Genomic DNA, 24,468 nt, shown 5'->3' on the forward strand with positions numbered 1-24,468 from the left:
GATAAGTGCTGGTCGGGATTGAGTTCGTGAGGCGTTGGAGATCCCAATGTGGGAGCGGGCTTGCTCCCACATTGACCGAATTTCACATCGTTTAGCGAGTTTGGACGACGACCTTGCCCACCGCCTTGCGCTGCCCCAAATCATTGATCGCCTGGGCGGCCTGTTCCAGCGGGTACACCTGCGACACCAGCGGCTTCAACTTATCCTCGGAATACCATGTGAACAACTGCTGGAAATTCGCCGCATTATCCTGCGGCTGACGCTGCGCAAATGAACCCCAGAACACCCCGACCACTGCGGCGCCCTTGAGAAGCGCCAGGTTCACCGGCAGTTCCGGAATACGCCCACTGGCAAACCCCACCACCAGCAGGCGGCCGTTCCAGGCGATGGCGCGGATGGCCTGGTCAAACAGATCGCCACCCACCGGGTCGTAGATCACATCGGCACCGTTGCCGTCGGTGAGGCGCTTGATCTCGTCTTTCAGGCTGGCTTCGCTGTAGTTGATCAGCTCATCAGCGCCAGCCGCCTTGGCCACTGCGAGTTTGTCGGCACTGCTGGCGGCGGCGATAACGCGTGCGCCCATGGCTTTGCCGATCTCCACGGCGGCCAGACCCACGCCACCGGAGGCGCCGAGGACCAACAGCGTTTCGCCAGGTTGCAGGTTGGCCCGCTGTTTCAGCGCGTGCATCGAGGTGCCGTAGGTCATGCTGAAAGCCGCGGCGGTGTTGAAGTCCATGCTCGGCGGGATCGGCAGTACGTTATAGCCCGGCACCGCGACCTGTTCGGCAAAGCTGCCCCAGCCGGTCAGCGCCATGACCCGATCACCGACTTTCAGGTGGTCGACCTTTTCGCCCACTTCACTGACCACGCCCGACGCTTCGCCACCCGGCGAAAACGGGAAGGGCGGCTTGAACTGGTACTTGCCCTCAATGATCAAGGTATCCGGGAAGTTGACCCCGGCGGCATGCACGTCCAGCAGGATTTCGTTCTTCTTGATCGCCGGGCTGGCGATTTCTTCCAGCACCAGGGTTTCGGCGGGGCCGAAGGCTTTGCACAGCACAGCTTTCATCGGACTATTCCTTTTGGCATCGTGGCCGATAAGTGTAGGAGGGTACGCCCGTGGGTCAACGAGCATGCCCGGGCCTGATAAGTCGCCATAAGCTTGTGCTCAGCCTTGCTAGCGTTATGCTACTTGGCAACCGAATGTGAGGAATGAACTGTGAAAGCGTGGATCCTGTTGATGCTGGCCCTGACCTTGCCGATGGCAGCCCAGGCCGAAGAGGCCAAAGAAGGCGAGGCGCCGAAGGTCAGCTATATCAGCCTGAGCCCGCCGTTCGTGGGCAACTACGGCCTGGATGGCACGGCGAAACTCAAGGTGTTCAAGGCCGACATCGCCCTGCGCGTGACCGGCACCGAAGCTGCCGCTGCGGTCAAAGCCAATGACGCGTTGATCCGTAACCAACTGGTGGCACTGTTCACTCAGCAGACCAACGAGAGCATGAGCACCGTTGAAGGCAAGGAAAAACTGCGCCAGGAAGCTCTGAAGCAAACCCAGCAAGTGATGAACGACGAGACCGGCAAGCCGGTAGTGGAAGACTTGTTGTTCAACAACCTGATCATCCAGTAACACCCTCCCCCGTAGCCGCTGTCGAGCCCTGGCGAGGCAGCGGCTACGTAGGCTTCGTCACGAGGCCAGGCTCTTCCTGAACCGCGCCAGCGCCACCGCAAAAAACACCAACCCAATCCCGGCCAACGCCAGCAAGTCCGGCCACACCAAGCCCACCCCCGCATCCCGGAACAGAATCGCCGCACTCAAACTCACAAAATGTGTCGACGGCGACCCTTGCATCACCCACTGCAACCACTCGGGCATGCTGTCCAACGGCGTGCTGCCGCCTGAGAGCAACAGCATGGGGATAATCACTGGAATCGCCAGCAAGCCGAACTGCGGCGTCGAACGCGCAAGCGTCGCCAGGAAAATCCCTAGGGCCGTACTGGCAAACAGGTACAGCGCCGTCACAAACAGAAACAGCCCGAGCGACCCGGCCAGCGGCACGCCGAGCAGCCCTTTGACCACCACTTCCAGCGACAGCCAAGTGCACAACACCACCACCAGCATGTTGCTCCAGATTTTTGCCAGCATGATCTCCAGCGCGGTCAGCGGCAGCACCAATAGATGGTCGAGGGTGCCGTGCTCACGCTCGCGCAGCAGCGCGGTACCGGTCAGGATAATCGCGAGGATGGTGATGTTGTTGACGATCTGGATCACCGCCAGGAACCAGCCACCTTCCAGGTTGGTATTGAACAATGCGCGGGTGGTCAGCAGGGCGGGCGCGTGGCGGGCGGCATCGGTCTGGCCGCTGTAATTGAGCAGTTCCCTCTGGAAAATCCGCCCGATATAGCCCGCGCCCATGAATGCCTGGCTCAGCGCCGTGGCATCGACGTTCACCTGTACGCCGGGCTGGCGACCGGACAACAGGTCGGCCTGGAAATTCGCCGGCACATTGATCACGAAGGTGTACTCGCCGCTGTCCATGACCTTGTCCAGTTGGTCATAGGGCAATGGCATGGGGGCCTGGAACTCGGGCGGTTGCAGCGCCTCGGCCATCTGACGCGAAAGCGGACTGTGGTCTTCATCGACAAACGCCACGCTGGCGTTGTGCACGCCGATCACCGATCCAGCGGCGGGCATATAGATAGCGACGGTGAAGGCGTAGAACAGGAACAGCAGCAACACGCTGTCGTGGCGCAGGCTGGTCAGTTCCTTGATACCCAGGCGCAGGATGTGCGCAAACTTATGCATCAGGCCTCCTGCTTCTTGAGCATGATCAGGCTCAGCCCGGTAAACCCTATAAAGAACCCGAACAGTGCCAGGCACTGCGGCCACAACTGGCGCACGTCCAGGGCCTTGGTGAAAGTGCCCACGGCGATATCCAGAAAATGCCCCGCCGGAAACAGCGTGCCCATCAACGCAGCCGCGCCTTCCAGGGACGAGCGCGGCACGATCAGCCCGGAGAACTGGATGGTCGGCAGGCTGGTGATGATCATGGTGCCGAGGATGGCGGCGATCTGCGTGCGGGTGAACGCCGAAATCAGCAGGCCCATGCTGGTGGTGGCCAGCACATACAGCAGGCCGCCGAACGCCAGTGTGAGGGCGCTGCCTTTGAACGGCACGCCGAACAGCCAGCGGTTCATCGCCACCAATATCGCCAGGTTGACCAGGCTCACCGCCAGGTAGGGCGCCTGTTTGCCGAGCAGGAATTCCAGGCGGGTCAGCGGCGTGGCGTAGAAGTTGGTGATCGAGCCCAGCTCCTTCTCGCGCACGATGCCGAGTGCCGTCAGCATCGCCGGGATAAACGCCAGGATCAGCGCCATCACCCCGGGGCCGATGGCATTCACACTGACCACGTCCTGGTTATAGCGGAAGCGGGTTTCCAGCTTGACGGCGGCTGAGTTGTTACGAGGCAGGCTGCTCAGCTCGGCCAGTTGCCGGAGGTTCTCCTGGTGCACGGCTTCAACGTAGTTGCGGCTGGTTTCCGCGCGAAACGGCATGCCGCCATCAAGCCAGGCAGCCACGGTGGGCTGGCGACCGGCGTAGAGATCACGGCCAAAACCGGGCGGTATCTCCAGCGCCAGTTTTATTTCCGAGCGTTGCAGGCGTCGGTGCAATTCATTCGAGTCGCTGATCAGCGGTTGCTCGGCGAAGTAGCGCGAGCTGCGAAAAGCCTCCAGGTAGGCGCGGCTTTGTGGCGTCTGGTCCTGGTCGTAGACCGCGAAGGCGAGGTTTTCCACATCCAGGGAGATGCCGTAGCCGAAGATCACCATCATGAACATTGCCCCCAGCAGCGCGAAGGCCATGCGCACTTTGTCGCGCAACAGTTCCTTGCCTTCGCGGCTGGCTACGGCAAGCAGGCGAGACAGACTGAAGCCGCGCTTGCTCACGGGTGGCGCACTGGTTTCGCTGACGGTTGCGGCGGGCGCAGTGGGTTCCGGCTCGCCTTGGGCTTGTTCCAGGCAGGTGACGAACGCCGCTTCCAGCGTCTCGCCGTGGAATTGTTGTTGCAGCGCATCCGGCGTATCGCAGGCCAGTACCTTGCCCGCGTGCATCAAGGAGATGCGGTCGCAACGCTGGGCTTCGTTCATAAAGTGGGTGGACAGGAAGATGGTCACGCCTTGTTCGCGGGACAGCTCGATCAGCAACCGCCAGAAGTCGTCGCGCGCGGCCGGGTCGACACCCGAAGTGGGCTCATCAAGGATCAGCACTTCAGGCCGATGCAGCACGGCCACGGCCAATGACAACCGCTGGCGCAAGCCGAGGGGCAGTTCGCCGGATGGTTGCTCGGCCACATCGCCGAGGTCGAAGCGCTGGATCAACTCATCAATACGCGGGCCACTGTCCGCCTTTGGCAAGTCGAACAATTGCGCATGCAGCATCAGGTTCTGGCGCACGCTGAGTTCGCCGTACAGCGAGAAGCTTTGTGACATGAACCCCACGCGTTTGCGAGTGGCCAGGTCCTTGGCGTTGACAGGATTGCCCAGCAGTGTCGCGCTCCCCTCAGTGGCGGGCATCAGCCCGGTGAGGACTTTCATGGTGGTGGTCTTGCCGCAGCCGTTGGAGCCGAGAAAGCCGAATATTTCGCCTCGGCCGATGGCGAAGCTGACGGTGTTCACCGCCGTGAAATCACCAAAACGCAGTGTCAGATCGTGGGCTTCGATGGCGATATCGGTGTTGTCGCTTTCCCTCGGCGGAATCACCAGCGGCTTATTGTCGTGGGCGCTGTCGCCCTGGAAGTGGGTGAAAGCCTCGTCCAATTTGCCGCTGGATGTTGCGGCGGCCAGTTCACTGCTCAAGCCGACCGCGATCAGTTTGCCGCGATCAAGCATCAAGCAATGTTCGAACTGCTCGGCTTCTTCCATGTAGGCCGTGGCTACCAGCAGCGTCAGTTGTGGGCGCTCGCTGCGTACGCTTTCGACCAGTTCCCAGAAGCGCCGGCGTGACAGTGGGTCGACGCCAGTAGTGGGCTCGTCAAGGATCAACAGGTCCGGGTCGTGGATCAGCGCGCAGCACAGGCCGAGTTTCTGCTTCATGCCGCCAGACAGCTTGCCGGCCGGACGCTCGGCGAAGCGCGCAAGGTCGGTGGCCAGCAGCAGGTTGTGCATGCGCTGGTCGCAGTCGGCTCTGGACAGGCCAAACAGCGTGGCAAAGAAACGGATGTTTTCACTGATGGACAATTCGGGATACAAATTGCCGCCCAAACCCTGGGGCATAAACGCGATGCGTGGGTACAGGCTGTTGCGGTGGCGGCGGTCTTCGATGGCGCCACCGAGCACTTCCAGCTGACCCTCCTGGAGTTTCTTAACCCCGGCGATCAAGCCCAGCAGGCTTGACTTGCCCGCGCCGTCCGGGCCAATCAACCCGCAGCGCGTACCGGCCGGCAGGCTGAAGGCGATGTCGACCAGTGCCTGCTGCTTGCCGTAGCGGTGGTTGATCCCGCTGGCCTGCAGCGCCAGCGCGGTCATTGCAGGTTGGCCGGCCAGTCGATGTCAGCTGTGCGTACATAACCCGCGCCGGGCATGCCCGGTTTGGCTTGGGGCACAGCGCTGGGTTGAGTCAGGCGCAGTTTGACGCGGAAGACCAGTTTCTGGCGTTCGTCGCGGGTTTCCACTTCCTTGGGTGTGAACTGGGATTTGGCGGCGACAAAACTGATCGTGGCCGGCAGCGGTTGGTCGGGCAGGGCATCGAGCAGGATGCGTGCGTCACTGCCGACGGTGAGGCGCCCGGCGACGGAGGCAGGCAGGTAGAGATTCATGTATTGATCATTGGGATCAATCAGCAGCAACACACGCCCGCCCGCACCCAGTACTTCGCCGGGTTCTGCCAGGCGCAGTTGGATGATCCCGTCGATAGGTGCGCGCAGGCTGCTGTCGTCGATTTCGCTGGTGAGCTGTGCGACTTGGGCTTGGGCGGCGACGATGGCGGCTTTCACCGAGGCGACTTGGGCTTGTGCGGCAACGACTGCTGCATTGCCGGTGTTCTGCCGCGCTTGCTGCTGGTCGATCAACTGGCTACTGGCGAAGCCGCGTTTGTACAGCTGTTGGGTACGCCTGAGTTCCTGGTTTGCCAGCAGTTGTTCGCTCTGGCGCAGTTGCACATTGGCTTCGGCAGCGGCGAAGTTTTCCTTGGCGCGCAGCACTTCAGCCTCGGCCTGGGCGCGTTGGGCTTCGAGGGTGCGGGTGTCCATGCGTGCGAGCAGTTGGCCCTTGAGTACCTTGTCGCCTTCGTCCACCCGCACGTCGGCCAGACGCCCGGGGATCTTGGTGGCGATCTGCACTTCGGTGGATTCCAGGCGGCCGTTACCCATGCCCAGCCCTTCGGGCAGGCGGTCCTGGGTGGAGCGCCAGTAACCGAAGCCGCCGGCACCCAGCAGCAGCGCGATGAGTGCGACGGCGAAAAGGCGGGAGGTGTGGTGGTTCGTCGACATGGCTGCTTCCTGCGGCTTTAGCGTTCCAGTGTGACCGGTTTGCCCTGAGAGGGCCTTGATGCCGGTCAGTTAAAGCAAATTGATCACGGCGGCCCATTGCTCGGGCGTGACGGCCATCACCGAAAGCCGGCTGCCTTTTTGCACCAAGGGCAATTCGGCGAGGGCGACTTGTTGTTTCAGATAGCCCAGGCCCAGCACGTTGGGAAAGGTCCGGACGTGCGCAACGTTGATCGCGCTCCACGGATTTTTTTCCCGGGTGGCCTTGCCGTCGAAATAGTGGCTTTCTGGTTCTAGCGCTGTGGGGTCCGGATAGGCCGCTTCGACGATTTTGCCGATGCCGGCAATGCCAGGCTCGGGGCAGCTGGAGTGGTAAAAGAAAAACTCGTCACCTACCGCCATCGCGCGCAAAAAGTTGCGCGCCTGGTAGTTGCGCACCCCGTCCCAGCGCGCTTCACCGAGCTTTTCCAAGCCTTTGATAGAGAGTTCATCGGGCTCGGATTTCATCAACCAATAGGCCATCTTTGGGCTCCTGAAAAAGACAGTGGGCAAGTTGTCAGGTAATTTGATGACAAACCGACAGTCGGTTGGCGCCAAGGTTTGCGTGTTGGTTCACGTTACCGCAGAATGCCGGCTTTTAAAGCTTGGCGCAGCTGCAACGGACTCCTTTGGAACGTTGTTGTCATCGTTTACGAGGTGCCTGCAGGGGGGCAATCGATGCAACGTAAACCGGATTTACTATGGATTTTGGTGATTTTGTTTGGTCTGGGCGTCGTGACCACCGGGTATGCACAAAGCTTGTGGTCGAACAACACCGATGCTCCCGTTGAACTGGCTCAGCAGCAGTCGCAACCGTTCAAGCGTTAACACTTCTTCAAGGCGCCGCTGATTCCAGTGGCGTCTGTGCGATGTACCAATTCTTATCTGTTACGGTGCCCGCCAACGGCACGTCCCAGCTCGCTTGCGCCAACCGATCGACCTTCTGACATTCATGGGCCAGGCCCAGCAACGTCGGCTTGCGCCAGCTCTTGCGGCGCGCCAGATAAGCCAGGCTGCGATCGTAAAACCCGCCGCCCATGCCCAGTCGCCCACCCGCATCATCGAACCCTACCAACGGCAGCAGCACCAGGTCCAGCGCCCAGACCTTGCGCTGACGGCTGATATTCACCCGTGGCTCCAGAATGCGAAACCGATTGGGCATCAGCTTTTCCCCAAGCCTTACGCGCTGGAACACCATCTTGGTTCGCGGCCAGGCGCTGAGTACCGGCAGGTACGTGGCCTTGCCTCGGCGCTGGGCTGCGCGCAGCAGCAAGCGCGGATCGATTTCACCGTCCGTCGGTAGATACAAAGAGATATGTTTGGCCCGGCGAAACAGCGGGTGCTGTGCCAGTTGCCGATACAGGCCGTGGGCGGCCTTGCGCTGCTCGCTTGGCGTGAGGGCGCGGCGGGCCTGGCGCAACATGCGTCGAAGGTGCGGACGGGAAAGCGGCGCAGGTTCGGTCATGGTTTCGGCTCATAAAACAATGCCAGTCCGAGGACTGGCATTGAGTTTGGGAATTCAGGCTCCCCGACAGAGCCGCTGTCGACTTAGCCCTTGAACCCGAAAGTTCAAGGTGGAAGATGCAGTAGGCTTTAAGGCTTTCCGTCTAGCGGACATGCACACCAGCCCAACGTGCAACTTCCAGGGTAGTGCGAATCGGCTCAGGGACATCGCCGACTGGCAAACACGCCAGGGAGTGGGGCGAGTATACCTTAAACAGTCGCGGCAATCAGCCCTTGGGTGCGTCTGTGTCGCTGGAAAGCGCCAGATCAACACGCTCCAGCAGGTCACGCACCTGCTCACGGGTAGAGCCGCTGGCCTGCACGTCAGGGCGTTCCTGCTTATGCAGTAAATCGTGAGTAATATTCAGCGCGGCCATCACGGCAATGCGGTCGGCGCCGATCACTTTGCCGCTGCTGCGGATTTCACGCATCTTGCCGTCCAGGTAGCGGGCGGCGCTCACCAGGTTGCTGCGCTCTTCTTGGGGGCAGATGATCGAATAGTCTTTGTCGAGGATCTGCACGGTGACGCTATTGCTTGAACTCATGAGTCTTGCTCCAGGGCCTTCAGGCGCGAAATCATCGATTCGACCTTACGCCGGGCGATTTCGTTTTTTTCAATGAGGTGAGCGCGTTCCTCGCGCCAGGTCTTTTCCTGAGCTAATAGGAGTCCGTTTTGAGTCTTTAGTTGCTCGACCCGGGTAATTAGCAATTCGAGTCTGGCCATCAGCGCTTGCAGGTCGGTGTCTTCCATTGGGTTCCACTGGATTTGTCTGATGAATGGCAACTGCAGGATAAACGATCTGACGCCCTTGATAGTCTTGGTACGCCTGCCGGTGCTAGGATACGACGCTCCATTCTAGACATTGCGCCGTCTGGCGCCTAGCTCACCATGCCTATTCAGAACTCCCCGTACGATGCTTTTTCCAAACTGCTGAGCGCCAGCGGCCACCCCTGCTCGCCTGCCGAACTGCACGGCGTGCTCCTGGGCCGTAGTTGCACCGGCGTTGGCTTTGACGCTGATAACTGGCTGGCCGATGTGGCCGAGCTGCTCGAAACCGAGCCGACCGACAACGTGCGTAACGCGCTGATCGGCTTGCAACAGATGGTCAAGGGCGAGCTGACCGGTGATGACGTCACCGTGGTCCTGCTGCTGCCGACTGACGACGCGCCGCTCACCGAACGCGCTGCAGCCTTGGGCCAATGGTGCCAAGGTTTCCTCCACGGCTTTGGCGTAAACGCCGGCGGCCTGGAATTGAGCACCGACGCCAAGGAAGTGTTGCAGGACCTGGCAGCCATCTCCCAGGTGCAAGACGCCCTGGAAGAATCCGAGGACGGTGAAGGCGACTACATGGAGGTGATGGAATACCTGCGCGTCGCGCCGCTGCTGCTATTCACAGAGACCAAGAAGTCTGCTGAGCCCGCTGCACCCAAGCCGTCGCTGCATTAAGAAAGGAAGCCCATCTGTCCATGATTCATATCCCCCGAGCGGAATACACGCGGCGCCGCAAGGCGCTCATGGCGCAGATGGAACCCAACAGCATCGCGATCCTGCCGGCCGCCGCCGTGGCGATCCGCAACCGTGATGTCGAACACGTGTACCGCCAGGACAGCGATTTTCAGTACCTGAGCGGTTTCCCCGAGCCGCAAGCGGTGATCGTGCTGATGCCCGGCCGCCAGCACGGCGAGTACGTGCTGTTCTGCCGCGAACGCAATGCCGAACGCGAGCTCTGGGACGGCCTGCGCGCCGGCACCGAAGGCGCAATTCGCGACTTTGGCGCCGACGATGCCTTCCCCTTCACCGATATCGACGACATCCTGCCCGGCCTGATCGAAGGCCGCGACCGGGTGTATTCGGCCATGGGCAGCAACGCCGAATTCGACCGGCACCTGATGGAGTGGATCAACGTGATCCGCTCTAAAGCGCACCTCGGCGCCCAGCCACCGAACGAATTCGTTGCCCTGGATCATCTGCTTCACGACATGCGTCTGTATAAATCGGCGGCAGAAGTGAAGGTGATGCGCGAGGCCGCACGCATCTCCTGCGCCGCCCATGTGCGGGCGATGCAGGCCAGCAGGGCTGGTTTGCACGAGTTCAGCCTGGAAGCCGAGCTGGACTACGAATTCCGCAAGGGCGGCGCGAAAATGCCGGCTTATGGTTCCATCGTCGCCGCTGGCCGCAACAGCTGCATCCTGCATTACCAGCAGAATGACGCGCTGCTCAAGGACGGCGACCTGGTGCTGATCGACGCCGGTTGCGAGATCGACTGCTACGCCAGCGACATCACCCGTACCTGGCCGGTCAACGGCAAGTTTTCGCCCGAACAGAAGGCGGTCTACGAAATTGTGCTGGCCTCCCAGGAAGCTGCCTTTGCCCAGATCGCCCCCAACAAGCATTGGAACCAGGCCCACGAGGCCACAGTGCACGTCATAACCGCCGGGCTGGTGAAGCTTGGGTTGTTGCAGGGTGACGTCGACGAGCTGATCGCCAGCGAAGCCTATAAAGCGTTCTACATGCACCGCGCCGGCCACTGGCTGGGTATGGATGTGCATGATGTGGGCGAGTACAAAGTGGGCGGTGAGTGGCGTGTGCTGGAAGTCGGTATGGCGTTGACCGTTGAGCCGGGGATCTACATCTCACCGGACAATCAGAACGTGGCAAAGAAATGGCGTGGCATTGGCGTACGCATTGAGGACGACGTGGTGGTAACCAAGCAAGGCTGTGAAATCCTGACCGGCGGCGTGCCCAAGACCGTCGCCGATATCGAAGCGCTGATGGCGGCTGCGCGATGAGCCGGGTCAACCTGGCGATCATCGGCGGTGGCCTGGTCGGTGCCAGCCTGGCGTTGGCGTTGCAGGCGGGGGCCAAGGCGCGCGGCTGGAAGATCGTGCTGATCGAACCGTTCGCGCCGGGCGACAGCTACCAGCCGAGCTACGACGCGCGCTCTTCGGCGCTGTCCTTCGGCGCCCGGCAGATCTATCAGCGTTTGGGCCTGTGGCAGGGCATTTCCCGTCGCGCCGAGCCGATCAAGCAGATCCATGTGTCCGACCGTGGGCGCTTCTCCACGGCGCGTCTGTCGGCCATGGAAGAGGGCGTGCCCGCCCTTGGTTATGTGGTGGAAAACGCCTGGCTGGGCCAGTGCCTGTGGCAGGGCCTGGATAAAGACGTGGTCAGTTGGCGCTGCCCGGCGGAAGTCACGCGCATGGAGCCGCTGTCCGATGGCTACCGCCTTACCCTCAACGATGAAACCGTGCTGGAATGCGACCTCGCGGTGCTGGCCGACGGCGGCCGTTCCGGCTTGCGCGAGCAACTGGGCATCGGCGTTAAAACCCGCCCGTATAACCAGAGCGCGCTGATCGCCAACATCACGCCTAGCGAAGCCCACAACGGCGAAGCATTCGAGCGCTTCACCGATGAAGGCCCGATGGCCTTGCTGCCGCTGCCGGACAACCGTTGCGCGCTGGTGTGGACGCGCATCGGTTTGGATGCCCAGCGCCTGGCCAACCTTGATGAACGTAGCTTCTTGAGTGAATTGCAGGACGTGTTCGGCTACCGCCTGGGCACCCTGAAGCAAGTCGGCGCACGTCATCTGTACCCGCTGACGTTGGTTGAGGCCGAGGAGCAAGTGCGTTCGCACTTGGCAATCCTTGGCAATGCCGCCCACAGCCTGCACCCGATTGCCGGGCAGGGCTTCAACTTGTCCCTGCGCGATGCGAATGCCTTGGCTGAGGCCTTGCTGGCCGGCCCGCAAGTACCGGGCGACCTGGCAACCTTGCAGGGCTATCGCGAGCGTCAGCGCCTCGACCAGAAACTTACCGTGGGCTTCTCCGACCAGGTCACGCGCCTGTTTGGCAGCGCCCAACCGCTGGTCGCGCTGGGCCGCAACATGGGCCTGCTGGGCCTTGACCTGTTACCGCCGGCCAAGCGCTGGTTCGCCCGTCAGGCCATGGGCCTGGGCACGCGTCCCGATGCGTAAGTGGTTGATCGAGCGCCTGGGCAAGGCGCGGTTGTTGCGTTGGATCATGACCCTGTATCCGCCTTACTTGGGGGCGGGGGTCCGCGTCCGGTATATGAGCGCCGATTTCCGTCAGGTCAAAGTGCGTATGGGCCTGGGCTGGTACAACCGCAACTATGTCGGCACGCAATTCGGTGGCAGCCTGTATTCGATGGTGGATCCGTTCTACATGCTGATGCTGATGGAGAACCTGGGCCGCGACTACATAGTGTGGGACAAGGCCGCGAGCATCGATTTCATCTCGCCGGGCAAAGGCCCGGTGTACGCCGAGTTTTGCGTCGACGACGCCTTGCTCGCTGAGGTGCGTCGACACACCGAAGGTGGCGAGAAGTACTTGCCCCACCTCAAGGTCGAGATACATGACGGCTCCGGCACCCTGGTGGCGCGGGTCGACAAAACCCTTTACGTGCGGCGTAAGCCGCCAGCGAGACAGGCTTAAAGCATGGACATGCGCGCAGATGTGCTGATTGTCGGGGCCGGAATGGTCGGAAGCGCCCTGGCGCTGGCGTTGCAAGGCAGTGGCCTGCAGGTGCTGCTGCTCGACGGCAGCCCGCTGAGCGTCAAGCCTTTCGACCGCGAGGCCGCATTCGAACCCCGCGTGAGCGCCTTGTCGGCCGCCAGCCAGCGCATCCTCGAGCGCCTGGGGGTGTGGGACGGCATCGTGTCGCGCCGTGTCAGCCCTTATGGCGAGATGCAGGTGTGGGACGGCAGCGGCACCGGGCAGATCCACTTCTCGGCGGCCAGCGTGCATGCCGAGTTGCTGGGGCATATTGTCGAGAACCGCGTGGTTCAGGATGCCTTGCTCGACCGTCTGCACGACTGCGACCTGGGCCTGTTGGCCAACGCGCGTCTGGAGCAGATGCGCCGCTCCGGCGATGACTGGTTGCTGACCCTGGCCGATGGGCGCAAGTTGCGTGCGCCGTTGGTGGTTGCCGCCGATGGCGCCAACTCCGCCGTGCGCCGCCTGACCGGCACGGCGACCCGTGAATGGGATTACCTGCATAACGCCATCGTCACCAGCGTGCGTAGCAGCGAGCCGCACCAGCGCACGGCGTGGCAACGCTTTACCGATACCGGCCCGCTGGCGTTCCTGCCGCTTGTGCGGGATGGGCAGGAGGATTGGTGCTCGATTGTCTGGTCGACCACGCCCGCTGAGTCTGAACGCCTGATGGCGCTGGATGATCAAAGCTTCTGCCGTGAACTGGAGCGGGCTTTTGAAGGCCGGTTGGGTGCGGTGCTGAGCGCCGACCCGCGCGTTTGTGTGCCGTTGCGCCAACGTCATGCCAAACGCTATGTGGCCGAAGGGTTGGCGTTGATCGGCGACGCGGCCCACGTCATCCATCCATTGGCGGGGCAGGGCGTGAACCTGGGCTTTCTTGACGCAGCGACACTGGCCGAAGTGCTGCTGTCGGCGACCGAGCGCGGTGAGCGCCTGGCGGATGTGAAGGTGCTGAGCCGCTACGAACGCCGACGCATGCCGCATAACCTAGCGTTGATGGCGGCGATGGAAGGCTTCGAGCGGCTGTTCCAGGCTGACCAACTACCGCTGCGCTGGTTGCGTAATGCCGGGTTGAAGCTGGTCGACCAGATGCCCGAAGCCAAGGCCGTGTTTGTACGCCAGGCGCTGGGCCTGACCGGCGATCTTCCTGACCTGGCAAAACCCTGACATCGAAGCCCGGTCCCCTGTGGGATCGGACTTGCCCGCGAAGAGGCCATCAGCTCCACCGCAAAAAGTTGGCTATGCAACATCTGGTAACGCCTGCGGCAAGCACCACCAAATGTGAGTCCTTATCATTTGCCCTCTTTTCGCAAATGAGAGACCGCCCCCATGCTGGCACCCAAGCGCCTCCTGACTGCCCTGGCACTCACCCTGATCGGCAGCACCACCGTGCAGGCCGCCGACGAAGTGGTGGTCTACTCCTCGCGCATCGACGAACTGATCAAGCCAGTGTTCGACGCCTACACCCAGAAGACCGGCGTGCAGGTGAAGTTCATCACCGACAAGGAAGCCCCGCTGATGCAGCGCATCAAGGCCGAGGGCGAGAATGCCACCGCCGACCTGCTGCTCACCGTGGATGCCGGCAACCTCTGGCAGGCCGAGCAGATGGGCATCCTGCAACCGTTCACCTCAACGGTGATCGATAAGAATATTCCGCTGCAGTATCGCTCGTCGGCCCACGCCTGGACTGGCTTGAGCTTGCGCGCGCGGACCGTCGCCTATTCCACCGACCGGGTAAAACCGGGTGACCTCACCACTTACGAAGCCCTGGCCGACAAACAGTGGGAAGGCCGTCTGTGCCTGCGTACGGCGAAAAAGGTCTACAACCAGTCGCTGACTGCCACCCTTATCGAAACCCATGGCGCGGCCAAGACCGAAGAAATCGTCAAGGGGTGGGTCAACAACCTGTCCACCGACGTATTCTCCGATGACATCGCGGTGCTCGAAGCCATCAACGCCGGGCAGTGCGACGTAGGGATCGTCAACACCTACTACTACGGCCGCCTGCACAAGCAGAAGCCGGACCTGGCGGTAAAGCTGTTCTGGCCGAACCAGGGCGACCGTGGCGTGCATGTGAACCTGTCGGGTATTGGCCTGACCAAGCACGCGCCGCACCCGGAAGCCGCCAAGGCGCTGGTGGAGTGGATGACCACGCCTGAGGCGCAGAAGATCTTTGCCGACGTGAACCAGGAGTTCCCGGCGAACCCGGCGGTAGCGCCGTCGGCCGAAGTGGCATCCTGGGGTAAATTCGTGGCGGACACCTTGCCGGTGGAAGTGGCGGGCAAGCGTCAGGCTGAGGCGATTCGGTTGATGGATAGGGCTGGCTGGAACTAAATTTGTAAAACGCCGTAGATCGAAATGTGGGAGCGGGCTTGCTCGCGAAAGCGTCGTGTCAGTCGATGCATGTGTGACTGATACACTGCATTCGCGAGCAAGCCCGCTCCCACATTGGTTAGCGGCGCCTTGAAAGTCTTTAATATTCTGAGAGTTTCTCATTGGCCCACCCCGCCCAACGCCGTTGGTACCTGCCAGTCTTCACCGTCGCTGCCCTGGTGCTGCTGCCGCTGAGCGTGATGTTGCTGTCCTGGCAGAGCATCGATGCGCAGATCTGGTCCCACCTCTGGGAAACCCAGATGCCGCGCCTGCTGGGCAACACCCTCACCCTGGTGTTGGGCGTCGGTGTCGGTGTGACCTTGTTGGGCGTCAGTCTGGCCTGGTTGACCAGCCTCTGCGAATTCCCCGGACGGCGCTGGCTCGATTGGGCGCTGATGTTGCCCTTCGCCATTCCCGCGTACGTGCTGGCTTTCGTGTTTGTGGGCCTGCTGGATTTTGCCGGCCCGGTGCAAACCCTGCTGCGCGAATGGTTCGGCAGCGGCCTGCGCCTGCCGCGCGTGCGCTCGACCAGTGGTGTGATCATCGTGCTGGTGCTGGTCTTTTACCCGTATGTGTATTTGCTGGCGCGCACGGCGTTCCTGGCCCAGGGCAAAGGCCTCATGGAAGCGGCGCGGGTGCTGGGGCAATCGCCATGGCGAGCGTTCTGGCACGTGGCCCTGCCCATGGCGCGGCCGGCGATTGGTGCCGGGGTGGCGTTGGCATTGATGGAGACGCTTGCGGATTTCGGTGCGGTCTCGGTGTTCAACTTCGATACATTCACCACCGCCATCTACAAGACCTGGTATGGCTTCTTCAGCCTTTCCAGCGCGGCACAGTTGGCCAGCCTGTTGCTGCTGGTGGTGATGTTGGTGCTGTACGGTGAACGTCGCGCACGCGGTGCCAGCCGGCCGAGTAATGAGCGGCCTCGGGGCAAGGCGCTGTATCACTTGCGTGGGCTCAAGGCAGCAGCGGCCAGTGGCTGGTGCGGGCTGGTGTTCGCCTGTGCGTTTGTCATCCCGATGCTGCAACTGGTCGTCTGGTTCTGGCAGCGCGGCCGCTTCGACTTGGATGAGCGCTATTCGGGCCTGATCGTCCACACGCTCTACTTGGGCGGCATGGCAGCGTTGATCACCGTAAGCGTGGCGTTGGTGCTGGCATTTGCCAACCGCCTGGCGCCGACCCGGGCGATCCGCTCCGGCATCAGCCTGGCCAATGTTGGCTATGCTTTGCCGGGCTCGGTACTGGCGGTATCGCTCATGTTGGCGTTCAGTTATCTGGATCGTGAGCTGGTGGTGCCGCTGTCTGGTTGGCTCGGTGGTGCGGGCAAGCCGTTGCTGCTGGGCAGCCTGTCGGCATTGGTGCTGGCTTACTTGGTGCGGTTCCTGGCGGTGGCCTATGGGCCGCTGGAAAACAGCCTGGCGCGCATCCGCCCGTCCTTGCCGGAAGCAGCACGCAGTCTGGGCGTCAGTGGCCCGCGACTGTTTTGCAAAGTGTATCTGCCGTTGTTGCTGCCGGGTACCCTGAGTGCAGCGCTGCTGGTGTTTGTCGACGTGCTCAAGGAAATGCCCGCCACCTTGCTGATGCGCCCGTTCGGCTGGGACACCCTGGCGGTTCGGATTTTCGAAATGACCAGCGAAGGCGAGTGGGCACGGGCCTCTTTGCCGGCGTTGACCCTGGTGCTGGTGGGCCTGTTACCGGTAATCGGGCTGATCCGACGCTCTGCCCGGCAAATCGGTTAGGTGCCAGTCCTACAGCTTGCAGCTACAATGCGCGGCATTCGGTGCGGCCCGTCTTTCGGGTCGAGTCGCTGGGCGTGGCTGCGGGCCTTGTAATTCAAGGTGTTTGGCACGAACGGCAACGCTGCGCACCTTCGCCACGCCCGGAAGGAGAAACCCATGGGACAGCGTACGCCTCTGTACGACCTACATCTCGCCCTCGGCGCGAAAATGGTCGATTTTGGCGGTTGGGATATGCCTCTGCACTACGGCTCGCAAGTTGAAGAACACCACCAGGTGCGACGCGACTGCGGGGTGTTCGATGTATCTCATATGACCGTGATCGATGTCAGCGGCCCCCAGGCCAAGGAATGGCTGCAGTATTTGCTGGCCAATGATGTCGAACGTCTGCATGGCTGCGGCCGTGCGTTGTACAGCGCCATGCTCAACGAAAAGGGCGGCGTGGTGGACGATATGATTGTCTACCGCACCGAGGACGCTTATCGGCTGGTGGTCAACGCAGCCACCCGCGATCAGGACATGGCGTGGATGCACGCGCAACTGGGCAATTACCAGGTGCAGCTGCATGAGCGCCCTGAGTTGGCCATGCTCGCCATCCAAGGCCCCCATGCACGGCAGAAGATTGCCGAGCTGGTCACCCAGTCTCGCAGCATGCTGATTAACCAGCTCAAGCCCTTCGAAGGCCACGCCGATGGCGATTGGTTTATCGCGCGCACGGGCTACACCGGCGAAGATGGCCTGGAGATTGTCCTGCCTGCTGATCAGGCGCCAGGCTTTTTCAACGACCTGGTGGGCGCGGGGATTTCACCCATCGGTCTCGGCGCCCGGGATACCCTTCGCCTGGAGGCTGGCATGAACCTGTATGGTCAGGACATCCACCAGGACGTTTCGCCCCTGGCATCGAACATGGCCTGGAGTATTGCCTGGGAACCTGCCGAGCGAAATTTCATTGGTCGCACCGCGCTGGAAGCGGAAAAAGCGGCGGGTGTGCAGTTCAAACTGGTCGGGCTGGTACTGGAGGAACGCGGGGTTCTGCGTGCTCACCAGGTGGTTCGTATCGCCAATATTGGCGAAGGGGAGATCACCAGTGGTAGTTTCTCTCCTACGCTGAGCAAATCCATTGCCCTGGCGCGTGTACCGACGGCCACCGCCGATCGGGCCGAAGTGGAAATCCGCGGCAAGTGGTACCCGGTTCGAGTGGTCAAACCGACCTTCGTGCGCCATGGCAAGACCTTGATCTAACCTATTCCCGGCAGGCCGAAGGCCGCTGACATTACTTCTTGAGGACACAGACTATGAGCGATATCCCTGCCGACCTGCGTTTTGCCGAAAGCCACGAATGGGCACGCCTGGAAGCTGACGGCACCGTGACCGTCGGGATCTCCGACCATGCCCAGGAAGCGTTGGGTGATGTGGTGTTTGTTGAACTGGCTGAAGTTGGCGCTACGTTTGAAGCCGAAGGCCAGGCGGGGGTGGTTGAGTCGGTGAAGGCTGCTTCGGATATCTACGCCCCGGTTGCAGGCGAAGTGATTGCAGTCAATGAGGAGCTGAGCGGTAGCCCTGAACTGCTGAACTCCGACCCGTACGGCGCGTGGATCTTCAAGCTCAAGCCAAGCAACCCGAGTGATCTGGAAAAACTGCTGGATGCGGCCGGTTACAAAGCCGCCATCGGCGAGTAAACGCCAATAGCTGAAACAGCACAAACCAATGTGGGAGCTGCGCACCGCAGCTCCCACATTTGGTTGTGGTGAGCCAGATTTTTCAGCTCGCTTTCAAGACGGCCTTCACGGCTGCCACCGACCGCTCCACATCCGCCTCTGTCATCGCCGTAAACATCGGCAATGACACGATCAAACGCCCTACCTTTTCCGCCACCGGAAACATGCCTTCCTTGAACCCCTGCGCCCGATAAAGGCTTAGCAGATGGATCGGCGGGTAGTGATAGCCAATGCCGACGCCGCGGGCCTGCATCTGCTCCATGAATGTGGCGCGTGCCGGCAGACCGTCCTGACGCTCCGGCAGCACCAGTTGGAACAGGTGCCAGTTGCTGTTTTCGAAATCAGCCGGCGGCAGTTGCGCGCCGTATTGCGCTTCAAAGTCATCGCCAAAGCATTTGAAATAGTGCCGCGCCAGGTTCTGGCGGTGAGCGGTGATCTTTTCGATATGGGCAAACTGCCCCAAGCCGATGGCTGCGGCGATGTCGGTCATGTTGAACTTGCCACCCAGCACATCCACATCCAGGCCGTCGAAGCCTGTGCGGGTAACGCCTTGCAGGCGGTACTTTTCTGCCAGCCGCGCTTCTTCGGTATTGTTCAACACAAGGCAGCCGCCTTCGGAAGAGGTGATGTTCTTGTTGGCCTGGAAGCTGAACGACACAAAATCCCCGGTGGCGCCGATACGCTCGCCATCCCAGCTTGAACCCAGCGCTTGGGCAGCATCCTCGACGATACGCAGGTTGTACTTGTTGGCCAGTGCATACAGCATCGGCATGTCCAGGGGTAGGCCAGCGAGGTACACCGGGATGATAGCTTTGGTGCGCGGGGTAATCGCAGCCTCCACCTGGGCCAGGTCGATATTGCGGGTAATCGGGTCAATATCGGCAAACACTGGCGTAGCGCCGACTTCCAGGATCACGTTGGCCGTGGCAACCCAGGAGATCGGCGTGGTGATGACTTCATCGCCCGGCCCGATACCAGCAATGCGCAAGGCAATCTCCATGGTGCAGGTGCCCGAGTTGAAGGTGCGCACCGGGCGGCCGCCAAAGTATTCAGATAACTGAGCCTCAAATGCCTGCACTTTCGGCCCGCTGGTGATCCAGCCCGAGCGCAATACATCGCCAACCGCCGAGATGGTGGCTTCGTCAATGGTTGGTTTGGAAAACGGCAGGAAGGGCTGTTGGCTCATGACGACGAAGGCATCCGTTTCAGATTGGCGATGAGTAGGCGAGGTATCAGTACCGGCATGGTTGCACGGGCTGACTGAATATAGCCTGTCGTCCGTGAATGAATTGTCATACTGCGGGTTAAAACGGGGGCAATAAAATGCCGCTTCAGCAGCGGCATTTTTCAGAGCGATGAAATCACTCGGTAACGGCGTTTTTCGCGAGGATGGCGTTGGCCAGCTCCATATCCGTGGCCTGCAGGCCAGGGTTATCGGCGCGGACTTTCTGCATTGCGGCTTCCAGGTATGGGCCACGGATGCCGCCGTCGCTGGCAACAAAGCTGCCGGCGTCGTCTTGTGCGGCAACCACCAGCTTGTGGTCCTTGAACGTCAGGTACGTCGAGCCGGTAGTGGCGCCCGACGAGATGATATTGCGCCAGAAACTGTCGGCCATGGCTGAACCGACAGGGAGGGAAAGCACAGCAAGGGTTGCGACAGCATATTTGAGACGCATGATGGGTGACTCCGGTGGGTATCTGTGAATTATGATTGTAGATAGCCCAGCCGAGTTCCATCACTGACTAAACAGTTTCAACCTTTAACACCACGCCCTCCTGGCTGACCACCCGGACTTGGGCGCCTATAGGGCTGTCCGGGCCGGTCACCATCCACACGCCATCGCCGACCTTCACTTTGCCCCGGCCGTCCACGATCGCCTGATGCACGATAAACGTGCGGCCGATAAACGCCGAGCCACGTTCGTTCAGCCCGGGCTGGTCACTCGCCTTGGCGCTGCTGCGCTGACGCTTCCACCAATACACTGCGGTCAGGATCGACAACACGGCAAACAGTAGCAACTGCCACTCCAGCCCCAGGGGCGGCACCAGGAATTTGATCACGCCCACGGCAGCCGCTGCGATACCCATCCACAACAGATACCCACCGGCGCCAAATACTTCAAGGATCAACAGCACCGTCCCCAGTGCCAGCCAATCCCAGAACGACAAATGCTGCAGGAAATCCCACATGGTGCTGGCCTCAGCCTTTCTTGTTGTCGAACGTTGCCTTGACGATCTCGCCGATACCGCCGACCGCACCGATCACCTGGCTGGCTTCCAGCGGCATCAGGATGACCTTGCTGTTGTTGGCCGACGCCAGCTTGCCCAGGGCGTCGATGTATTTTTGCGCGACGAAGTAGTTGATGGCTTGAACGTTACCGGTGGCGATCGCCTCGGAAACGACTTGAGTCGCACGAGCCTCAGCTTCAGCCTGACGCTCACGGGCTTCAGACTCCAGGAACGCAGCTTGGCGCCCACCTTCGGCCTCAAGAATTTGTGCCTGCTTCTTGCCTTCGGCTGTCAGGATCGCCGACGCCCGCAGGCCTTCGGCCTCCAGGATCTGCGCACGCTTGATCCGCTCGGCTTTCATCTGGCCCGACATTGCTGCCATCAGGTCGGCGGGTGGGCTGATGTCCTTGATCTCGATACGGGTGATCTTGATGCCCCATGGCGCGGTAGCTTCATCAACGGTGCGCAACAGTTTTTCGTTGATACCGTCACGCTGGCTGAGCATGGCGTCCAGCTCCATGGAGCCGAGCACAGTACGGATATTGGTTTGCAGCAGGTTGCGGATGGCGTGTTCGAGGTTATTGACCTCATAAGCCGCCTGGGCGGTGTTGACCACCTGGAAGAAGCACACGGCGTCGATCTGCACGGCGGCGTTGTCGGCTGTGATCACTTCCTGGGGCGGGATGTCCAGCACGCTTTCCATCACGTTGATCTTGCGACCAATGCGGTCCATGACCGGGATGATGATGTTCAGGCCAGGTTTGAGGGTGTTGGTGTAGCGGCCAAAACGCTCGACCGTCCACTGGTACCCTTGGGGTACGACCTTGAAGCCCATGAGCAGGATGGCGATGGCCAGGCCCACAAAAAGAAGCAGTACGGTTCCGATCTGCATAGCGATTCCCTATCTGATGGTGTCAGTGAAACGACGTTCGGCCGATTGTAACGGTGTTGTCACCGATAAGAACGGTTTCACCGCGTAACAAACAAAGGATTTGTTACCGAATCCCCAGGGGTCACCCGCAATACTTCCGCCATGGTGGTCAGCCCCGCTTCGATTTTTTGCATACCCGCGCTGCGCAGGCTGCACATGCCTTGTGCAACCGCTGCCTGGCGCAGGGCCTGCACGTCGGCGCCGGGCGTGATCAGCGCCTTGAGCTCTTCGTTCAATACCATGATTTCGTAAACGCCGGCTCGCCCCCGAAAACCACTGTTTCGGCATTCAACGCACCCGACGGCCTCATGAACCTCACCCAGCGCACGTTTGCAGTGAGGGCACAAAACCCGCACCAACCGCTGCGCCATTACGCCGAGCAAGGTGGCCTTGATCAAATAGTGAGCAATGCCTAGCTCCTGCAAGCGGCTGATAGCGCTGGGTGCATCGTTGGTATGCAGTGTGGATAGCACCAAGTGCCCGGTCAGCGCGGCCTGGATCGCCATTTCAGCGGTTTCCTGGTCGCGGATTTCACCGATCATGATGATGTCCGGGTCCTGGCGCAGCAGGGCGCGGATGGCGCTGGCAAAGGTCAGGTCGATGTTGTGTTGCACCTGCATCTGGTTGAACGCGGGTTCGACCATCTCGATCGGGTCTTCCACGGTGCACAGGTTGACCTCCCGGGTCGCCAGTTGCCTGAGCGTGGTGTACAGGGTGCTGGTCTTGCCCGAACCCGTAGGGCCGGTGACCAGGATGATGCCGTTGGCCTGGCCAGTCATGGCGAGCCAGCGTTGTTGGTCCTCACTGGACAGGCCTAACTGGTCAAAGCCCTTGAGCAGCACCTGAGGGTCGAAAATCCGCATCACCAGTTTCTCGCCAAATGCTGTCGGCAGGGTGGAAAGACGCAGCTCGATTTCCGCCCCCGCCGGGCTTTTGGTTTTGACCCGGCCATCCTGTGGCCTGCGTTTTTCCGCCACGTTCATGCGGCCCAGGCTCTTCAGGCGGCTGACCACGGCCATCGTGACCTGGGGCGGAAACTGATAGACGTCATGCAGCAGCCCATCGATGCGAAAGCGCACACGGCCCTGTTCACGGCACGGTTCAATATGGATATCACTGGCGCGCTGGGCAAAGGCGTACTGCAGCAGCCAGTCGACGATATTGACGATATGCGCGTCGTTGGCATCAGGCTCCTGGTCGCTGGCGCCAAGGTTGAGCAGGTCCACATGGCCAGGCGCCGCGACCTTTTGATCGGCGCCGCTGACGGACTTCGCCAGCCGGTAAAACTCGCCGATACAGCGGGCGATGTCCTGGGGGTTGGCGACCACTCGCTTGATCGAGCGCTTGAGCACCTGGGCGAGCCCAGCTTCCCAACTGGTGACGTGGGGCTGGGCGCTGGCGACGGTGACGGTCTGTGCGTCCACCGCCACCGCCAGTATGGCGTGGCGTTGAGCGAAGGCGTGGGACATCAGCGGCACGACCGTCCCCACGTCGATCTTCAACGGGTCGATACGCAAATAAGGTTGCCCTGCATGCTGGGCAAGCCATTCGGTGAGGGTTTCCAGGTTGGGGCCAAGGGCTGCGATGCTTTCCAAGGGATGCTGGGTGTTACTGGCCGGTAGCGCCGACAAGCGTTGCGCAACCTCGGGTGTGATCAGTTTTCCGTCGACCAAAGCCGGCAACAGTTGATGCAATTCCAAACGTTGGTCAACGAGCATGAAGGTTTTCCTGGGGGCAGTGGGCGTAAATCCCAGGCTAGCCAGCCCCTGAATATTTGCCTCCCAGGGTGTATTGCAGCTTTTTACCGAGCGCCCGCCACCATCGTTTGAAGCCCCGTAGAGTCCGCCGACCACACATCCAACTCGCACACGTTGATCAGGTTTCGAATCTTTTCACCGATCACCTGGGCGCGGTGCCAGCTCAGGCCGTCCATCACGATACCGATGTTCAGCACGTCATCCTCCCTGTTCACTGTGACGTGTCGCGGTGTCAAAAACTGCAGCGCGAAATAGTTGAGCACTCGGCACAGCGCATCCGGCTCCGCCTCGGCGACGATCTGGTAATGCGCCTGGCAATGGGCGTTGTTGGTGGCCCACGCATCGGCGCGAGTGACAGGGTGAGTGGTTTCGACGCCGTGCATGGGAAAGCTCCAGATTTGACTGGAGAAATTTTTACATTCGCCGTGGGAGATTTTTTATCTAAGATGAGCCTGTTTTGCGAATAATCGAATCAATCAATTCAAGATAAGCACCTTGGAAGGTATTTATATGCACAGCGAGCTGGACGCCTACGACCGCCGTATCCTGGCCCTGCTGCAAGAAGACGCGTCGCTCTCCAGTGCGCAAATTGCCGAGCAGGTGGGCCTGTCCCAGTCGCCGTGCTGGCGGCGCATCCAGCGGCTCAAGGAAGAGGGGGTGATCCGCGGCCAGGTCACCTTGCTCGATCGCAAGAAGATCGGTCTCAACACGCAGATATTCGCCGAGGTCAAACTCAACGCCCACGGCCGTTCCAACTTCACTGAGTTCACCGACGCGATTCGCGGCTTTCCGCAAGTGCTGGAATGTTATGTGCTGATGGGGGCGGTGGATTTTCTGTTGCGAATTGTCACTTCGGACATTGAAGCGTATGAGCGGTTTTTCTTCGAGAAGCTGTCGATGGTGCCGGGGATTCAGGAGGTCAATTCGATTGTGGCGCTATCCGAGATCAAGTCCACGACCAGCCTGCCAGTATTGCGCTGACCTTGTGGGAACGGGGTTGCTCGCGAAAGCAGCGTGTCAGTCACCGAATGTGTTTCTGATCCACTGCTTTCGCGAGCCAGCCCGCTCTTATCAAACAAAAAATAACTCATTGTTTTTGCTCTTAAAATTTAAGCCGCTTTAACCAGCTGCAATCCAAGTTTGCGTGCCTTGCGTTCCAAGGCGCGCATCTGCCGATCACGGCTTCTTTCT

Annotated in this window: 26 protein-coding genes and 1 other RNA gene; 12 read left to right on the plus strand and 15 right to left on the minus strand. The window is 60.9% G+C overall.

What is annotated here, in order from left to right; translation table 11 throughout:
* Positions 1–91 precede the first annotated feature (91 nt).
* Positions 92–1,069: an NADPH:quinone oxidoreductase family protein gene (locus AACY44_RS23310; RefSeq protein WP_339531149.1), complete on the minus strand. Its 978-nt coding sequence runs from the start codon at positions 1,067–1,069 to the stop codon at positions 92–94.
* 150 nt (positions 1,070–1,219) lie between these two features.
* Between AACY44_RS23310 and AACY44_RS23315 the strand changes: the two genes are divergently transcribed.
* Positions 1,220–1,627: a flagellar basal body-associated protein FliL gene (locus AACY44_RS23315; RefSeq protein WP_049711009.1), complete on the plus strand. Its 408-nt coding sequence runs from the start codon at positions 1,220–1,222 to the stop codon at positions 1,625–1,627.
* Between the two features lie 57 nt (positions 1,628–1,684).
* On the opposite strand, the gene AACY44_RS23320 is transcribed toward AACY44_RS23315, so the two are convergent.
* From AACY44_RS23320 to AACY44_RS23335, 4 genes are all read right to left on the minus strand, one after another.
* Positions 1,685–2,803, minus strand: a complete 1,119-nt coding sequence (locus AACY44_RS23320; protein ID WP_339531151.1) for an ABC transporter permease — start codon at positions 2,801–2,803, stop codon at positions 1,685–1,687.
* Complete coding sequence (gene rbbA / locus AACY44_RS23325; protein ID WP_339531153.1) at positions 2,803–5,520, minus strand: ribosome-associated ATPase/putative transporter RbbA; 2,718 nt, start codon at positions 5,518–5,520, stop codon at positions 2,803–2,805. Before rbbA ends, AACY44_RS23320 begins: the two co-directional genes overlap by 1 nt.
* Positions 5,517–6,482 carry an HlyD family secretion protein gene (locus AACY44_RS23330; protein WP_339415167.1) on the minus strand — a complete coding sequence of 322 codons (966 nt, stop codon included), beginning with the start codon at positions 6,480–6,482 and terminating at the stop codon, positions 5,517–5,519. Before AACY44_RS23330 ends, rbbA begins: the two co-directional genes overlap by 4 nt.
* Before the next feature lie 69 nt (positions 6,483–6,551).
* Positions 6,552–7,001: an EVE domain-containing protein gene (locus tag AACY44_RS23335; protein WP_339415168.1), complete on the minus strand. Its 450-nt coding sequence runs from the start codon at positions 6,999–7,001 to the stop codon at positions 6,552–6,554.
* A 195-nt stretch (positions 7,002–7,196) separates the two neighbouring features.
* On the opposite strand from AACY44_RS23335, the gene AACY44_RS23340 reads away from it, so the two are divergent.
* Positions 7,197–7,346, plus strand: a complete 150-nt coding sequence (locus AACY44_RS23340) for a hypothetical protein (protein ID WP_339415169.1) — start codon at positions 7,197–7,199, stop codon at positions 7,344–7,346.
* Positions 7,347–7,353: 7 nt separating this feature from the next.
* Here the strand turns inward: AACY44_RS23340 and AACY44_RS23345 are convergent, their stop codons facing one another.
* From AACY44_RS23345 to AACY44_RS23360, 4 genes are all read right to left on the minus strand, one after another.
* Positions 7,354–7,983 (minus strand): 5-formyltetrahydrofolate cyclo-ligase, encoded by a 630-nt coding sequence (locus AACY44_RS23345; RefSeq protein ID WP_339415170.1) that lies wholly within the window; start codon positions 7,981–7,983, stop codon positions 7,354–7,356.
* Between the two features lie 56 nt (positions 7,984–8,039).
* A non-coding RNA gene (ssrS, locus tag AACY44_RS23350) (6S RNA) lies at positions 8,040–8,218 on the minus strand.
* Positions 8,219–8,248: 30 nt separating this feature from the next.
* A complete protein-coding gene (locus AACY44_RS23355) occupies positions 8,249–8,566 on the minus strand; it encodes a cell division protein ZapA (protein WP_339415171.1) in 318 nt (105 codons plus the stop codon).
* The gene (locus AACY44_RS23360; RefSeq protein ID WP_339415172.1) at positions 8,563–8,772 is read right to left on the minus strand and encodes a TIGR02449 family protein; all 210 of its coding nucleotides are present in this window, start codon (positions 8,770–8,772) and stop codon (positions 8,563–8,565) included. Before AACY44_RS23360 ends, AACY44_RS23355 begins: the two co-directional genes overlap by 4 nt.
* Before the next feature lie 138 nt (positions 8,773–8,910).
* Between AACY44_RS23360 and AACY44_RS23365 the strand changes: the two genes are divergently transcribed.
* The 9 genes from AACY44_RS23365 (at position 8,911) to gcvH (ending at position 18,321) form a co-directional block, all read left to right on the plus strand.
* The gene (locus AACY44_RS23365) at positions 8,911–9,468 is read left to right on the plus strand and encodes a YecA/YgfB family protein (RefSeq protein ID WP_339427623.1); all 558 of its coding nucleotides are present in this window, start codon (positions 8,911–8,913) and stop codon (positions 9,466–9,468) included.
* A 20-nt stretch (positions 9,469–9,488) separates the two neighbouring features.
* On the plus strand, positions 9,489–10,811 hold the full coding sequence (pepP, locus tag AACY44_RS23370; RefSeq protein ID WP_339427624.1) for a Xaa-Pro aminopeptidase: 1,323 nt from the start codon (positions 9,489–9,491) through the stop codon (positions 10,809–10,811).
* Entirely contained in the window at positions 10,808–11,995 is a 1,188-nt protein-coding gene (gene ubiH, locus AACY44_RS23375) for a 2-octaprenyl-6-methoxyphenyl hydroxylase (RefSeq protein ID WP_339436178.1), read from the plus strand. The genes pepP and ubiH overlap by 4 nt, the downstream gene beginning before the upstream one ends.
* Complete coding sequence (locus AACY44_RS23380; protein WP_339415177.1) at positions 11,988–12,473, plus strand: DUF4442 domain-containing protein; 486 nt, start codon at positions 11,988–11,990, stop codon at positions 12,471–12,473. Before ubiH ends, AACY44_RS23380 begins: the two co-directional genes overlap by 8 nt.
* A gap of 9 nt (positions 12,474–12,482) precedes the next feature.
* Positions 12,483–13,700, plus strand: coding sequence for a 2-octaprenyl-3-methyl-6-methoxy-1,4-benzoquinol hydroxylase (locus AACY44_RS23385; RefSeq protein WP_339436194.1), 1,218 nt, complete (start codon positions 12,483–12,485; stop codon positions 13,698–13,700).
* A 162-nt stretch (positions 13,701–13,862) separates the two neighbouring features.
* Positions 13,863–14,867 (plus strand): extracellular solute-binding protein, encoded by a 1,005-nt coding sequence (locus AACY44_RS23390; protein WP_339415178.1) that lies wholly within the window; start codon positions 13,863–13,865, stop codon positions 14,865–14,867.
* A 161-nt stretch (positions 14,868–15,028) separates the two neighbouring features.
* Positions 15,029–16,645 (plus strand): ABC transporter permease, encoded by a 1,617-nt coding sequence (locus AACY44_RS23395; protein ID WP_339415179.1) that lies wholly within the window; start codon positions 15,029–15,031, stop codon positions 16,643–16,645.
* Positions 16,646–16,801: 156 nt separating this feature from the next.
* Positions 16,802–17,884 (plus strand): glycine cleavage system aminomethyltransferase GcvT, encoded by a 1,083-nt coding sequence (gcvT, locus tag AACY44_RS23400; RefSeq protein WP_339415180.1) that lies wholly within the window; start codon positions 16,802–16,804, stop codon positions 17,882–17,884.
* A 53-nt stretch (positions 17,885–17,937) separates the two neighbouring features.
* Positions 17,938–18,321, plus strand: coding sequence for a glycine cleavage system protein GcvH (gcvH, locus tag AACY44_RS23405; protein WP_339415181.1), 384 nt, complete (start codon positions 17,938–17,940; stop codon positions 18,319–18,321).
* An 82-nt stretch (positions 18,322–18,403) separates the two neighbouring features.
* Here gcvH and AACY44_RS23410 read toward each other — a convergent pair whose 3' ends face one another.
* The 6 genes from AACY44_RS23410 to AACY44_RS23435 all read right to left on the minus strand — a co-directional run bounded on the left by AACY44_RS23410 (position 18,404) and on the right by AACY44_RS23435 (position 23,660).
* Positions 18,404–19,546: a DegT/DnrJ/EryC1/StrS family aminotransferase gene (locus AACY44_RS23410; RefSeq protein WP_339436176.1), complete on the minus strand. Its 1,143-nt coding sequence runs from the start codon at positions 19,544–19,546 to the stop codon at positions 18,404–18,406.
* 175 nt (positions 19,547–19,721) lie between these two features.
* Complete coding sequence (locus AACY44_RS23415; protein WP_339415183.1) at positions 19,722–20,036, minus strand: DUF2388 domain-containing protein; 315 nt, start codon at positions 20,034–20,036, stop codon at positions 19,722–19,724.
* Positions 20,037–20,103: 67 nt separating this feature from the next.
* Positions 20,104–20,550 (minus strand): NfeD family protein, encoded by a 447-nt coding sequence (locus AACY44_RS23420; protein WP_339415184.1) that lies wholly within the window; start codon positions 20,548–20,550, stop codon positions 20,104–20,106.
* Positions 20,551–20,560: 10 nt separating this feature from the next.
* Positions 20,561–21,481, minus strand: a complete 921-nt coding sequence (locus AACY44_RS23425; protein ID WP_339436175.1) for an SPFH domain-containing protein — start codon at positions 21,479–21,481, stop codon at positions 20,561–20,563.
* A 77-nt stretch (positions 21,482–21,558) separates the two neighbouring features.
* The gene (locus tag AACY44_RS23430) at positions 21,559–23,238 is read right to left on the minus strand and encodes a GspE/PulE family protein (RefSeq protein WP_339438215.1); all 1,680 of its coding nucleotides are present in this window, start codon (positions 23,236–23,238) and stop codon (positions 21,559–21,561) included.
* An 83-nt stretch (positions 23,239–23,321) separates the two neighbouring features.
* On the minus strand, positions 23,322–23,660 hold the full coding sequence (locus AACY44_RS23435) for a hypothetical protein (protein WP_339415187.1): 339 nt from the start codon (positions 23,658–23,660) through the stop codon (positions 23,322–23,324).
* A 127-nt stretch (positions 23,661–23,787) separates the two neighbouring features.
* On the opposite strand from AACY44_RS23435, the gene AACY44_RS23440 reads away from it, so the two are divergent.
* Positions 23,788–24,258, plus strand: a complete 471-nt coding sequence (locus AACY44_RS23440; RefSeq protein ID WP_339415188.1) for an Lrp/AsnC family transcriptional regulator — start codon at positions 23,788–23,790, stop codon at positions 24,256–24,258.
* Positions 24,259–24,468 lie beyond the last annotated feature (210 nt).

It is taken from the genome of Pseudomonas sp. RA_15y_Pfl1_P11 (assembly GCF_963970975.1).
Taxonomy (GTDB): Bacteria; Pseudomonadota; Gammaproteobacteria; order Pseudomonadales; family Pseudomonadaceae; genus Aquipseudomonas; species Aquipseudomonas tritici.

What these genes read in the sequence shown, in the direction of transcription:
- AACY44_RS23385 (WP_339436194.1), top strand. Translation starts at nt 12,483, where the DNA reads ATGCGCGCAGATGTGCTGATTGTCGGGGCCGGAATGGTCGGAAGCGCC.
- AACY44_RS23355 (WP_339415171.1), bottom strand. Translation starts at nt 8,566, where the DNA reads ATGAGTTCAAGCAATAGCGTCACCGTGCAGATCCTCGACAAAGACTAT.
- AACY44_RS23365 (WP_339427623.1), top strand. Translation starts at nt 8,911, where the DNA reads ATGCCTATTCAGAACTCCCCGTACGATGCTTTTTCCAAACTGCTGAGC.
- AACY44_RS23310 (WP_339531149.1), bottom strand. Translation starts at nt 1,069, where the DNA reads ATGAAAGCTGTGCTGTGCAAAGCCTTCGGCCCCGCCGAAACCCTGGTG.
- AACY44_RS23415 (WP_339415183.1), bottom strand. Translation starts at nt 20,036, where the DNA reads ATGCGTCTCAAATATGCTGTCGCAACCCTTGCTGTGCTTTCCCTCCCT.
- AACY44_RS23390 (WP_339415178.1), top strand. Translation starts at nt 13,863, where the DNA reads ATGCTGGCACCCAAGCGCCTCCTGACTGCCCTGGCACTCACCCTGATC.
- AACY44_RS23330 (WP_339415167.1), bottom strand. Translation starts at nt 6,482, where the DNA reads ATGTCGACGAACCACCACACCTCCCGCCTTTTCGCCGTCGCACTCATC.
- AACY44_RS23360 (WP_339415172.1), bottom strand. Translation starts at nt 8,772, where the DNA reads ATGGAAGACACCGACCTGCAAGCGCTGATGGCCAGACTCGAATTGCTA.
- pepP (WP_339427624.1), top strand. Translation starts at nt 9,489, where the DNA reads ATGATTCATATCCCCCGAGCGGAATACACGCGGCGCCGCAAGGCGCTC.
- gcvT (WP_339415180.1), top strand. Translation starts at nt 16,802, where the DNA reads ATGGGACAGCGTACGCCTCTGTACGACCTACATCTCGCCCTCGGCGCG.
- AACY44_RS23380 (WP_339415177.1), top strand. Translation starts at nt 11,988, where the DNA reads ATGCGTAAGTGGTTGATCGAGCGCCTGGGCAAGGCGCGGTTGTTGCGT.
- AACY44_RS23320 (WP_339531151.1), bottom strand. Translation starts at nt 2,803, where the DNA reads ATGCATAAGTTTGCGCACATCCTGCGCCTGGGTATCAAGGAACTGACC.
- rbbA (WP_339531153.1), bottom strand. Translation starts at nt 5,520, where the DNA reads ATGACCGCGCTGGCGCTGCAGGCCAGCGGGATCAACCACCGCTACGGC.
- gcvH (WP_339415181.1), top strand. Translation starts at nt 17,938, where the DNA reads ATGAGCGATATCCCTGCCGACCTGCGTTTTGCCGAAAGCCACGAATGG.
- AACY44_RS23430 (WP_339438215.1), bottom strand. Translation starts at nt 23,238, where the DNA reads ATGCTCGTTGACCAACGTTTGGAATTGCATCAACTGTTGCCGGCTTTG.
- AACY44_RS23435 (WP_339415187.1), bottom strand. Translation starts at nt 23,660, where the DNA reads ATGCACGGCGTCGAAACCACTCACCCTGTCACTCGCGCCGATGCGTGG.
- AACY44_RS23440 (WP_339415188.1), top strand. Translation starts at nt 23,788, where the DNA reads ATGCACAGCGAGCTGGACGCCTACGACCGCCGTATCCTGGCCCTGCTG.
- AACY44_RS23420 (WP_339415184.1), bottom strand. Translation starts at nt 20,550, where the DNA reads ATGTGGGATTTCCTGCAGCATTTGTCGTTCTGGGATTGGCTGGCACTG.
- AACY44_RS23410 (WP_339436176.1), bottom strand. Translation starts at nt 19,546, where the DNA reads ATGAGCCAACAGCCCTTCCTGCCGTTTTCCAAACCAACCATTGACGAA.
- AACY44_RS23345 (WP_339415170.1), bottom strand. Translation starts at nt 7,983, where the DNA reads ATGACCGAACCTGCGCCGCTTTCCCGTCCGCACCTTCGACGCATGTTG.
- ubiH (WP_339436178.1), top strand. Translation starts at nt 10,808, where the DNA reads ATGAGCCGGGTCAACCTGGCGATCATCGGCGGTGGCCTGGTCGGTGCC.
- AACY44_RS23335 (WP_339415168.1), bottom strand. Translation starts at nt 7,001, where the DNA reads ATGGCCTATTGGTTGATGAAATCCGAGCCCGATGAACTCTCTATCAAA.
- AACY44_RS23425 (WP_339436175.1), bottom strand. Translation starts at nt 21,481, where the DNA reads ATGCAGATCGGAACCGTACTGCTTCTTTTTGTGGGCCTGGCCATCGCC.
- AACY44_RS23340 (WP_339415169.1), top strand. Translation starts at nt 7,197, where the DNA reads ATGCAACGTAAACCGGATTTACTATGGATTTTGGTGATTTTGTTTGGT.